Origin of the sequence: Plasticicumulans lactativorans, assembly GCF_004341245.1 — a bacterium.
Taxonomy (GTDB): Bacteria; Pseudomonadota; Gammaproteobacteria; order Competibacterales; family Competibacteraceae; genus Plasticicumulans_A; species Plasticicumulans_A lactativorans.
Genome location: NZ_SLWY01000005.1, coordinates 191,003 through 201,680 on the forward strand (window position 1 = coordinate 191,003; position 10,678 = coordinate 201,680).

Consider the following 10,678-nt stretch of genomic DNA (forward strand, 5'->3'; position numbering starts at 1 on the left):
TGCCGCCCCTCACCGAGCACGTTTCGAACGATGGCGAAGAATCTCCAGGCGATCCGCGGGATGAACGACATCCTGCCGGACGCATCCCCACGCTGGGCTGCGCTCGAGGCCGCGGTACGCGAGGTCCTGGGCAGCTACGGCTACGCCGAGATCCGCTTTCCGATCGTCGAGAGCACCGAGCTGTTCCGCCGTTCCATCGGCGAAGTCACCGACATCGTCGAGAAGGAGATGTACACCTTCGCCGACCGCAACGGGGACAGCCTGACCCTGCGTCCCGAAGGCACCGCCTGCTGCGTGCGCGCCTGCCTCGAGCACGGCCTGCTGCACAACCAGCAGCAGCGGCTCTGGTACGCCGGCCCGATGTTCCGCCACGAGCGCCCGCAGAAGGGACGCTACCGGCAGTTCCACCAGATCGGCGCCGAAGCCTTCGGCATCGACGGGCCGGACATCGATGCCGAGATGATCTGCATGACGGCGCGGTTCTGGCAGCGGCTCGGGCTCGGCGACGTGCGCCTGCAGCTGAACTCGCTGGGTTCGGCGGCGGCGCGGGCCGCGTATCGCGAGCGGCTGGTGGCCTACTTCGAGGCGCACGCCGATGCGCTCGACGAGGACAGCCGGCGCCGGCTCGCGAGCAATCCGCTGCGCATCCTCGACAGCAAGAATCCGGCGATGGCCCCGCTGCTGGCCGAGGCGCCGCTGCTGATCGAGCACCTCGACGCCGCGTCGCAGGTGCATTTCGAGCGCCTGCGCGAGCTGCTCGACGCCGCCGGCATCGCCTACGAGCTCAATCCGCGCCTGGTGCGCGGGCTGGATTACTACAGCCGGACCGTGTTCGAATGGGTCACGGACCGTCTCGGCGCGCAGGGGACCGTGTGCGCCGGCGGGCGCTACGACGGCCTCGTCGAGCTGCTCGGCGGCCGGCCGACACCCGGCGTGGGTTTCGCGATGGGCATCGAGCGCCTGCTCGGCCTGCTCGAAGCCGATGCGGAGCCCGCCGCCGCGGGCGCACCGCAGGCCTACCTGGTGACCGTCGGCGCCGCGGCCGAGCTCGCCGGCCTGGTGCTCGCCGAGTCCCTGCGTGACGCCCTGCCCGGTCTGCGCCTGCAGGTCAACGGTGGCGGCGGCCAGTTCAAGAACCAGCTCAAGCGCGCCGACCGCTGCGGCGCGACCTGGGCATTGATCCTCGGCGACCAGGAGGTCGCGGACGGCAGCATCGGCGTCAAGGCCCTGCGTGAAGACGAGGAGCAGATTCGTCTGCCGCGCGCGCACCTGACCGAGTGGCTGCGTGCGCGCCTGCCGGCCCGGAGCGGGAGTACAGCGTAGCGATGGACGATTTCGTCACCGAAGAGCAACGGGTCGAAGCCCTGCACGCCTGGTGGCGCCGTAACGGCGCGGCCGCGATCCTGGTGGTGCTGTTCGCCCTGGCGGGCCTGCTCGGCTGGCAGTACTGGCAGCAGCGGCAGCGCGGCGCGGCGCAGCAGGCGTCGCTGCAGTACGACGGCGTGCTGGCCGCGCTCGGCGCCGGCGACGCCGCGCAGGTCCGCGAGCGCGGCCAGTTGCTGCGCAACGCCCACCCCGACTCGACCTACTCCGTGCTCGCAGCCTTGGCGATGGCGCGGGCGGCGAGCGATGCCGGCGATGTCGCGGCGGCGCTGGAGCAGCTCGGCTGGGTGGCCGCGCATGCCGGCACGCCGGAGCTGCGCGAGGTCGCGCACCTGCGCGCGGCGCGCCTGCTGCTCGGCGCCGGCAAGCTCGACGAGGCCCTCGCCGAGCTCGGACGGTCGATGTCCGCGGGCTTCGCCGCCGAGCGCGAAGAGCTGCGCGGCGACATCGCCTTCGCCCGCGGCGACATGGCGACCGCCCGCAGCGCGTACACCGCCGCCGTCGCGGCGGCCGGCCCCGCCGCCACGCTGATCCAGCTCAAACTCGACAACCTTCCGGCGGTGGAGAAGTGACGATGCGACGTTTCATCGTGATGGCGGCCATCGCCTGGACCGTGAGCGGCTGCGGCTGGATCACCGAATGGGTCTCGGGTACCGACAACAGCCCGCCGCCGGCGCCGCTGCAGGCGGTGGCGAACCCGATCCCGTTCAGCAAGGTCTGGGATACCCGCGTCGGCGCGGGGACCGATGGCGCCTTCGTCAAGCTCGTGCCGGCCCTCGACCAGGGCGGCGGGCTGTATGCCGCCTCGCGCGACGGCGAGGTCGTGGCGCTCGACGCCGGCAGCGGCCAGGCGCGCTGGAAGGTCGCCACCAAGCTGCCGATCAGCGGTGGCGTGGGGGTCGGCGACGGCCTGGCGGTGGTGGCCACCAGCAAGGGCGAGGTCGTGGCGTTGCGCACCGACAGCGGCAACGAGGCGTGGCGTGCGCGGGTGTCGAGCGAGGTGCTGGCACCGCCGCGGATCGCCGAGGGCGTCGTCGTGATCCGTGCCGCCGACGGGCGCTTCTTCGGCTTCGAGGTGGCCAGCGGGCGGCAGATATGGGGCTACGCCTCCACCGTACCGGTGCTGACGCTGCGCGGATCGGCGCCGCCGCTGGTGGGGCAGGGCGTGGTCATCGCCGGGCTGGAGAGCGGGCGCGTGCTCGGCCTCGACCTGCGCAGCGGCCGCCCGGTGTTCGAGCGCGTGGTGGCGGCACCGCGTGGACGCACCGAGATGGATCGCCTGGTCGACATCGACGCCGAGCCCCGCGCCGCCGGCTCGACGCTCTACATCGCGCCCTATCACGGCAGCGTCACGGCGATCGACCTGCAGAGCGGCAACCCGGTGTGGGCCAAGGACATCTCGACCTACGCCGGCCTCGACATCGACCCGCAGGCGGTCTACGTCGTCGGCGCCGACGACACCGTGTCGGCGCTCGACCGGCGCGACGGCTCGGTGCTGTGGCAGCAGGCCGAACTCAGCGGTCGCCATCTGAGCGCGCCCACGGTGTACGGACCGCTGGTCGCGCTGGCCGATTTCGAGGGCTACGTGCACCTGCTCGACAGCCGCAGCGGCCGCATCGTCGGGCGGGCGCAGATCGATTCGACCGGCGTCGGCGTGGGGCCGCTCGCGCGCGGCAACATGCTGTACGTCTATGGCAAGAGCGGCACGCTCGCGGCCTACCGCGCCGGCGGTTGAGGCCTCCCTTGTCGCCGCGGCGGCCCCTGCGCCGCGGCCTGACGCCGCCACCGGGCCCGTGCGGCCCGGTTTTCGTTTGTCCGGATCCTGGAGAAAGCTTGGCGCCATGCTCCCCGTGATCGCCCTGGTCGGCCGCCCCAACGTCGGCAAGTCCACCCTGTTCAACTGCCTGACGCAGACCCGTTCCGCGCTCGTCGCGGACTTCCCCGGCCTGACCCGCGACCGCCAGTACGGGCTCGGCAAGATCGGGCCGCTGCCGTACCTGGTGGTCGACACCGGCGGCCTCAGCGGCGAGACCGATGCCATCGACGCCCTCGTCGCCCGCCAGGCGCACAAGGCGATCGAGGAGGCCGACGCCGTGCTGCTGCTGGTGGACGCCCGTGCCGGGCTCGCCGCGGCCGACGAGGAGATCGCCACGCGCCTGCGGCGCAGCGGCAAGGCGCTGTTCCTGGTGGCGAACAAGACCGAGCACCTCGATCCCGCGCAGGCGACGGCCGACTTCCACGCGCTCGGCATCGGCGCGCCCTGGGCGATTTCGGCGACCCACCGCCGCGGCGTCGACGCGCTGATGGAGGCGGTGCTGGCGGCGGCGGCCGCGCAGCGGCCGGCGGACACGCTGCCCGCGCTCGAACGGACCACGATCGCCGCCGACGACGGCTCGATCCGCCTCGCCATCGTCGGCCGCCCGAACGTCGGCAAGTCCACGCTGGTCAACCGCCTGCTCGGCGAGGAGCGCGTGCTCGCCTTCGACCAGCCGGGGACGACGCGCGACGCGGTGGCGATCCCCTTCGAGAAGGACGGCACGCGCTACACGCTGATCGACACCGCCGGGGTCCGGCGCCGCTCGCGGGTCGACGACGCGATCGAGAAGTTCAGCGTGATCAAGACGCTGCAGGCGATCGAGGAGGCCCACGTGGTGGTGATGGTACTCGATGCCCGCCAGGGCATCGCCGACCAGGACGCCACGCTGCTCGGCTACGTGCTCGACAGCGGCCGCGCGCTGGTGCTCGCCGTCAACAAGTGGGACAAGCTCGAACCCGAGGTGCGCGACGAGGTGCGCGGCGAGCTCGCGCGCAAGCTCGCCTTCATCGACTTCGCCAACACGCACTACATCTCGGCGCTGCACGGCTCGGGGGTGATGGACCTGTTCCGCTCGGTCAGGCAGGCGTATGCCGCGGCGACGCGCAAGCTGTCCACGCCGGAACTCACACGCATCCTCGAGGACGCCGTGGCGACGCATCAGCCACCGCTCGTGCACGGGCGCAGCATCAAGCTGCGCTACGCCCACCCGGGCGGACAGAACCCGCCGGTGATCGTCATCCACGGTTCGCGCGTGGAGCACATCCCGGACGCCTACCGGCGTTACCTGATCAACACCTTCCGCCGCGTGCTGCGCCTGCACGGCACGCCGATACGCGTGGACTTCAAGGCGGGTGACAACCCCTACAAGCCGGAAGGGCTGCAGCGCAAGCAGACGCACCGGCCGCTCGCCGAGGAGCGTGCCCAGCGCATCGCCCGCCGCCGCGCCGCGACGGCCGGCACCGGCGGGCCGCGCAAGCCGTCGCCGGGGCCGAAGAAGCGCTGAAACCGCGCCCGCGCGCCGGCGTCCGGGCGCGCGCGGCGGGGCGCTCAGAGGTTCGCGCCCTCGCGGGCTTCGCGCGCCTCGCGGGCGCGCCGGCGCAGGCGCATCACCACCCAGGCGATGAACGCGAGCGCGACCACCGTGCCGAGGATGTAGAGCTGGGCATGGTGCATGTTGCCCATGAAGGCTTCCATCGCGTGGCCGAAGGCATACCCGGCGCCGGCGAAGCTCGTCGCCCAGACCGCGGCGCCGATGGTGTTGAGCACGAAGAAACGCAGCGTCGGGATGTCGCTCGCACCGATCACGAAGGGCGTGACGTTGCGGATGCCGTAGTAGAAGCGGAAGGTCAGGACCAGGAAGTCGCGGTGGCGTTCGAGGTGGCGATTGATCCACTCGACGCGCTTGCTCCACTTGGGGTGGCGGTCGAGGAGCTTCTTGCCCTGGAAGCGGCCGATGAAGAAGTAGAACTGGTCGCCGCACAGGCTGCCGACGAAGGCCGCCAGGATCACGTAGGGGAGTTCGAGCTGACCGAGCTTGGCGATGACGCCGGCGACGATCACCACGGTTTCGCCTTCGATGAAAGTCCACACCAGGATCGTCAGGTACCCGTATTCGGCGATCCAGTGCTGGATTTGTTCGAACATGCTGCCTCGTTCCCGGTGTGCCCGGTGTTGTCGTCGTTATCGTCCGGCGGCGCTCGCCTGCCCTGGAGCGGGGAGGGGCGCCATTGTCGCGAAGTCGATCGGGCGCGTCCATGCGCCCGGCCGGTGCTCACGGCTCCAGCGTCAGGGCGAGGAACAGCGCCGCGTCGCCGCGCTTCACCAGGATCGGCACCGGCTTGCCCTTCGGCAGCTTGCGTACCAGCTCCTCGAACTGGGCCACCCCGGTCACCGCCTCGTTGTTGATCCGCGTGATGACGTCGCCCGGGCGCACCCCGGCCCGCGTCGCCGGCCCCGGCGACAGTTCGCGCACCACCACGCCGGTTTCGCCCTTCGCGAACTGTTCGGCAGCGAGTTCACCGACCACCAGGCCGAGCCCCTGGCGGGCGAACCCGCCGGGCTTGTCGGCGCGGGCGACGTCGTCGGGCAGCTCCTCGATCGTCACGTTGACCACGATCTCCTTGCCCTCGCGGAACACCTTCAGCGCGGCCGGCCGGCCCGGGCTCAGGCTGCCGACCAGCGGCGGCAGGTCGCCCGAGCGCAGCACCACTCGCCCCTCGCACTCGAGCACGATGTCGCCGGCCTTGAGGCCCGCCTTGGCCGCCGGGCCGTCGGGCAGCACCTGGCCGACCAGCGCCCCGCGCGGACGGTCGAGCCCGAACGAGCGGGCGAGGTCGGGGGTCACCTCCTGGATCAGCACGCCGAGCCAGCCGCGCGAGACCTTGCCCGAGGCCTTCAACTGCTCGACCACCTTCATCGCGACGTTGATCGGGATCGCGAAGGCGAGCCCCTGGTAGCCACCCGAGCGGCTGTAGATCTGCGAATTGATGCCGATCACCTCGCCGTCGCGATTGAACAGCGGGCCACCCGAGTTGCCGGGGTTCACCGCCGCATCGGTCTGGATGAAGGGCACGTAGCTTTCGCTCGGCAGGCTGCGCCCGAGCGCGCTGACGATGCCGAGCGAGGCGCTCGCCTCGAAGCCGAAGGGCGAGCCGATCGCCACCACCCACTGCCCCACCTTCACGCGATCCGAGTCGCCGATCCTGACCGTCGGCAGGTTGTCGGCCTTGACCTTGAGCAGGGCGAGATCGCTGCGCGCATCCTTGCCGACCACCTCGGCGGCGAGTTCGCGGCGGTCGCTGAAGCCCACGGTGACCGTGTCGGCGCCCTCGACGACATGGGCGTTGGTCAGGATGTAGCCGTCGGCCGAGACGATGAACCCCGAGCCGATCGCGTTCGGCATTTCGCGCGGGGCGCGCTCCGGCATCTGCTCGAAGAAGCGGCGGAACGGTTCCTCGAAGGGCGTGCCCTCGAAGGGGTTGGGCGTTTCGGCGCGCGGCGCGCCTTTGCCGGCGGCCGGCTGCCGGTTGCCGGCGTTGACGCTGACCACGGCAGGGGCGTAGCGCTCGACCAGTTCGGTGAAGTCGGGCAGATCGGCGGCGGTGGCCGCGGTCGCCAGCAGCGCCACGCCGGCCAAGCCGGTGGCAGCCGCCCAGCGGGCGAGAGCGTTCATGGGGGTGGGCTCCTCCGAAGCGGGCAGGGGGTGGTGGCGCATGATGCCGCAGGCGCATGGACGATGGGTGACGTTGCGCCTGCGTGCAGCCCATCGACCGCGGCTGCGGCGCGAGGTTCGGCGTCAGCCGGCGCGGATCGCCTGCAGGCGTCGCCAGGCCTTGCGGCCGAGATGAGCGGCGAGCATCGCCGGCGGCATGCGCAGCCAGTGCGAGCGCCCGTAGAGCAACTGGCCGGCGAGGGGGTGCCACGGGGTCTCGAAGGTGACGGCATCGAGCAGGCGATCCATCGTCCAGCGCAGCGGGGCGGAGGGGGTGTCCGCCAGCGCGGCGAGCGCGTGCGGCGGGATGGGGCTGTCGAGCAGGCGGCGGCAGGTGTGCAGCGCATACCAGGCCGGCCGGGCCAGGTCGAGGGCGCGCGCGCGCGCCACCAGCGCATCGGTGAAGCCGGCCTCGGTGGCGATGAAGTGCGTCAGCAGGGCATCGAGGTCCACCAGGTCGCGCAGCACGTTGCCGAGGTCGCCGTCCTGGAAGGCGTGCGCGGCGCTGTGCAGCACCATGTCGGCGGGCGCGAGCACCGAGAACACCGTGCCCGGCAGGGGACGTGCCGCGTTCAGCAGCGCCGTCGCATCGGGCCGGCGGCGGCCGGTGAGCGGCAGGATGGTGTGGTGCACGTCGATCGAGGTACCCCGCAGCGGGTGGTGCAGCGGCGGCAGTTCGTGCATCCACTCGCGGTAGTAGCGCTGGTCGTAGTCGTCGAGCTTGACGTGCTGCCAGCCGTGCTGCAGCAGGTGGCGCTCCACGCTCGCCAGCGCCGCGCGGGGCACCAGCAGGTCGAGGTCGGAGGCCAGCCGGCCGTGCGCCGGCGGCAGCTCGGCGAGTTCATAGGCCGCGCCTTTCAGCAGCACCAGCGGGATGCCGAGCCCCGCGAGCGCACGCCGCACGCGGTCGGCTTCCCAGCGCAGCATGCGTGCGCGATCCTGGGCCTGCACCCGCCCGGCGACGAGGTGGCGGGCGATGGTCGGCGGCAGCGCGGCGAACACCCCGGCACTGCACACCGCGTGGTCGATGCGGCCGAGCAGGCCGCGACGGAACGCGTACGGAATCACCCGGTCCCATTCCGCGGGCGTCAGCGCAGGCGCGACGTGCGGATCGGCCAGGAGGCGGATCAGGAGACGGGGGGCGGGCACGGCACAGGGGACTCCCGGATGGACGTCCGCGAATTTTACAGCAGGCCTTGCAGGGACTCCGGAGGGAAGGGGAGATTTGCCACAATCGTTAGCCAACTCAGGCAATTGCTGCGGTTGGGAGCGAAAATTGCTTGCAGTATGATGCAGATGACGTCGGCGCCCATGCCGAGCGCGGCCGCGATGGCGAGCGCCGCGCGTTCGAATCCAGACTTCGGAGAACGCAGTAATGACTGATCCGTTCGATCAGAAACCCGCACACGAGGAGCCGACCGGCGTCGCCGCCGGTCTGCGCGCGCGACGGCGTCTGCTGAAGGGCGCGGCCGTGGGGCTGCCGGCGATCATGACGCTGCGCAGCGGCGCCGTGCTCGCGGCGCAGAGCCTGACCTGTCTCGCCAAACGCACCGGCAGCACCGAGCAGGGCACGACGAGCGCCGAGCCCGCGAGCGCGTCGCCTCTCACAACGAGTTCCAGCGGCGCCGACGGCAGCGGCATCAACTGGGCGCGCGGCCAGGTGAGCAGTGTCTACACGGTGCAGCGGATCCTGAACGGGCAGCCACAGCCAGCCTTCAACGTCTACTTCGATGGCTTGGCGAGTCGCTGGCGGAAAGCGGTCGATGGGCTGGTCGTACCGGGTGCCGGGACGACGATCGACGAATCGTCGCTGACCCAGGTGTATCCGCCGTCCACGGTCAATCCGAACGACTACTACACGCTCACCCCCCTGGGTAACGGCTACTACGCGATCGGCTGGATCGACAACAACGGCGCGGTGCAGGCTCTGGGCCCCAACAACGTCGACCTGCCGGCCGGTGCGTCCTGCATGACCTCCATCCTCAACAAGTCCAAGCCCTGAGCGTGGTGGCCACGTCGGCGCGCGGGTGTTGGCGCATCAACCCGACGTGCATCCTTCACTGGCGGCACTGGGACGAAGGCTACGTGCTGTTCGACGCCGCGTCGGGACTGACGCACGCGCTCAACGTGATCGGCGCCGTGTGCCTCGAAACCCTCGCGGCCGGTTCGCGTGACGAAGCCGAACTGGCTGCCGCCGTGCGTCACGAACTCGATCTGGGGCCCGACGAGTTGTCGGCCGGCGAGTTGCACCTGCTGCTCGCGCGTTTCGACGAACTCGGCCTCGCCGAGCCGGTCAGCGCATGATCGTCGCGGATGTCCCGCCCGGTGAGTGGGCGGCGGGGCTGCGGGCGGGGCGCTTCGACGTCGGCTGCGGGCCGTTCCGCTTTCGCCTGCGCTCCCGGCTCGCGGCGCTCGCCAGCCAGCTGCACACGCTCTACGGGCTGTACCCGATGGCGCCCGCCGCCGGGGCCTTCGCCGACTTCCACATCCGCGTCGACCACCCGCCCGGGCTGCGCCGCTGGCTGCGCCCGCAGGTGCAGTTCCGCACCGACGGCGAGGCGCCGTTCGAGCCCTTTCCGGCCGACACCGCGCTGCCGTTCCTCGAGTGGGGCAGCAACTGGTGCGTGGCCACGCGCATGGACGGCTACCTGCTGCTGCACGCGGCCGTGCTCGAGCGCGCGGGGCGGGCGCTGCTGCTGCCCGCGTGGCCGGGTTCGGGCAAGAGCACGCTGGCGGCGGCGCTGATGTTCCGCGGCTGGCGCCTGCTGTCCGACGAGTTCGGCCTGCTGCGCCCCGACGACGGGCTGCTGGACCCCTTCCCGCGCCTGATCCCGCTGAAGAACGTCTCGATCGGGGTGATGCGCCGGTTTGCGCCGCAGGCCGTGATCGGGCCGGTGTTCCCGAAGACGCGCAAGGGCGACGTCGCCCACGTGCGCCCCAGCGCCGACAGCGTGGCGCGCATGGACGAGCCGGCGCGCCCGGCCTGGGTCGTCTACCCCAACTTCCAGGCGGGCAAGCCGCCCAGGCTCGTGCCGCTGGCGCGCGAGCGCTCCTTCCTGAAGCTGTCCGGCAATTCGTTCAACTACGAGCGCACCGGCCTGCGCGGCTTCGAGTCGGTGGCGCGGCTGATGGACACGACGCGGAGCTACCTGTTCGAGTACGGCGATCTCGACGCCGCGGTGGCGACGCTCGACGCCCTGGCCGCCGCCTGAGCCGGCGCCGCCGCGGCGCTCAGTCGCGGAAGTTGGTGAACTGCAGCGGCAGCTCGAACGTCGCCTCGCGCAGCGCGGCGATCGTCGCCTGCAGGTCGTCGCGCTTCTTGCCGCTCACCCGCACCTGCTCGCCCTGGATCTGCGCCTGCACCTTGAGCTTGGCGTCCTTGATCAGGCGCACGATCTTCTTCGCCAGCTCGGCGTCGATCCCCTGCCGCACGGTGATCTTCTGCGACGCCTTGAGGTTCGCGATCTCGACCTTGCCGACCTCCAGGCACTGCACGTCGATGCCGCGCTTGGCCAGGCGCTGGTAGAGGACGTCGCTCATCTGCTCGATCTGGAACTCGCTCTGCGCATGCAGCGTGAGCACCCGATCGGCCCGCTCGATGCGGGCGTCGACGCCCTTGAAGTCGTAGCGCGCGCCGATGTCGCGGTTGGCCTGGTCGAGCGCGTTGGTCAGCTCGTGCTCGTTGATTTCGGAGACGACGTCGAAGGAGGGCATCGTGGGCGTTCCCGGGTGGTGGATGACGAAGGCCGCGCAGTATAGCGACGCGG

Annotated in this window: 11 protein-coding genes; 7 read left to right on the forward strand and 4 right to left on the reverse strand. The window is 71.4% G+C overall.

What is annotated here, in order from left to right:
* Positions 1-30: 30 nt before the first annotated feature.
* The 4 genes from hisS (at position 31) to der (ending at position 4,703) form a co-directional block, all read left to right on the forward strand.
* Positions 31-1,323, forward strand: coding sequence for a histidine--tRNA ligase (gene hisS / locus EV699_RS05590; RefSeq protein ID WP_132539813.1), 1,293 nt, complete (start codon positions 31-33; stop codon positions 1,321-1,323).
* Between the two features lie 2 nt (positions 1,324-1,325).
* Complete coding sequence (locus tag EV699_RS05595) at positions 1,326-1,955, forward strand: YfgM family protein (protein WP_132539815.1); 630 nt, start codon at positions 1,326-1,328, stop codon at positions 1,953-1,955.
* A 2-nt stretch (positions 1,956-1,957) separates the two neighbouring features.
* Positions 1,958-3,118 carry an outer membrane protein assembly factor BamB gene (gene bamB / locus EV699_RS05600; protein ID WP_132539817.1) on the forward strand — a complete coding sequence of 387 codons (1,161 nt, stop codon included), beginning with the start codon at positions 1,958-1,960 and terminating at the stop codon, positions 3,116-3,118.
* Between the two features lie 106 nt (positions 3,119-3,224).
* The gene (der, locus tag EV699_RS05605; RefSeq protein WP_132539819.1) at positions 3,225-4,703 is read left to right on the forward strand and encodes a ribosome biogenesis GTPase Der; all 1,479 of its coding nucleotides are present in this window, start codon (positions 3,225-3,227) and stop codon (positions 4,701-4,703) included.
* Between the two features lie 44 nt (positions 4,704-4,747).
* On the opposite strand, the gene EV699_RS05610 is transcribed toward der, so the two are convergent.
* The 3 genes from EV699_RS05610 to EV699_RS05620 all read right to left on the reverse strand — a co-directional run bounded on the left by EV699_RS05610 (position 4,748) and on the right by EV699_RS05620 (position 8,060).
* Positions 4,748-5,344, reverse strand: coding sequence for a DedA family protein (locus EV699_RS05610; RefSeq protein ID WP_132539821.1), 597 nt, complete (start codon positions 5,342-5,344; stop codon positions 4,748-4,750).
* Between the two features lie 127 nt (positions 5,345-5,471).
* Positions 5,472-6,872, reverse strand: a complete 1,401-nt coding sequence (locus EV699_RS05615; protein ID WP_132539823.1) for a DegQ family serine endoprotease — start codon at positions 6,870-6,872, stop codon at positions 5,472-5,474.
* A 123-nt stretch (positions 6,873-6,995) separates the two neighbouring features.
* Positions 6,996-8,060: a nucleotidyltransferase domain-containing protein gene (locus EV699_RS05620; protein WP_132539825.1), complete on the reverse strand. Its 1,065-nt coding sequence runs from the start codon at positions 8,058-8,060 to the stop codon at positions 6,996-6,998.
* A 226-nt stretch (positions 8,061-8,286) separates the two neighbouring features.
* Here EV699_RS05620 and EV699_RS05625 point away from each other — a divergent pair, with 226 nt between their 5' ends.
* The 3 genes from EV699_RS05625 to EV699_RS05635 are packed head-to-tail and all read left to right on the forward strand — an operon-like array spanning position 8,287 to position 10,123.
* Positions 8,287-8,913 (forward strand): hypothetical protein, encoded by a 627-nt coding sequence (locus tag EV699_RS05625; RefSeq protein ID WP_132539827.1) that lies wholly within the window; start codon positions 8,287-8,289, stop codon positions 8,911-8,913.
* Between the two features lie 5 nt (positions 8,914-8,918).
* Positions 8,919-9,215 carry an HPr-rel-A system PqqD family peptide chaperone gene (locus tag EV699_RS19875; RefSeq protein WP_279389401.1) on the forward strand — a complete coding sequence of 99 codons (297 nt, stop codon included), beginning with the start codon at positions 8,919-8,921 and terminating at the stop codon, positions 9,213-9,215.
* Positions 9,212-10,123 carry an HprK-related kinase A gene (locus EV699_RS05635; RefSeq protein WP_132539831.1) on the forward strand — a complete coding sequence of 304 codons (912 nt, stop codon included), beginning with the start codon at positions 9,212-9,214 and terminating at the stop codon, positions 10,121-10,123. Before EV699_RS19875 ends, EV699_RS05635 begins: the two co-directional genes overlap by 4 nt.
* A gap of 19 nt (positions 10,124-10,142) precedes the next feature.
* On the opposite strand, the gene EV699_RS05640 is transcribed toward EV699_RS05635, so the two are convergent.
* Positions 10,143-10,625, reverse strand: a complete 483-nt coding sequence (locus tag EV699_RS05640) for a YajQ family cyclic di-GMP-binding protein (RefSeq protein WP_132539833.1) — start codon at positions 10,623-10,625, stop codon at positions 10,143-10,145.
* Positions 10,626-10,678 lie beyond the last annotated feature (53 nt).

Bases quoted from the DNA above. Each gene is read 5' to 3' on its own strand.
- hisS (WP_132539813.1), top strand. From the start codon at position 31: ATGGCGAAGAATCTCCAGGCGATCCGCGGGATGAACGACATCCTGCCG.
- EV699_RS05595 (WP_132539815.1), top strand. From the start codon at position 1,326: ATGGACGATTTCGTCACCGAAGAGCAACGGGTCGAAGCCCTGCACGCC.
- bamB (WP_132539817.1), top strand. From the start codon at position 1,958: ATGCGACGTTTCATCGTGATGGCGGCCATCGCCTGGACCGTGAGCGGC.
- der (WP_132539819.1), top strand. From the start codon at position 3,225: ATGCTCCCCGTGATCGCCCTGGTCGGCCGCCCCAACGTCGGCAAGTCC.
- EV699_RS05610 (WP_132539821.1), bottom strand. From the start codon at position 5,344: ATGTTCGAACAAATCCAGCACTGGATCGCCGAATACGGGTACCTGACG.
- EV699_RS05615 (WP_132539823.1), bottom strand. From the start codon at position 6,872: ATGAACGCTCTCGCCCGCTGGGCGGCTGCCACCGGCTTGGCCGGCGTG.
- EV699_RS05625 (WP_132539827.1), top strand. From the start codon at position 8,287: ATGACTGATCCGTTCGATCAGAAACCCGCACACGAGGAGCCGACCGGC.
- EV699_RS05635 (WP_132539831.1), top strand. From the start codon at position 9,212: ATGATCGTCGCGGATGTCCCGCCCGGTGAGTGGGCGGCGGGGCTGCGG.
- EV699_RS05640 (WP_132539833.1), bottom strand. From the start codon at position 10,625: ATGCCCTCCTTCGACGTCGTCTCCGAAATCAACGAGCACGAGCTGACC.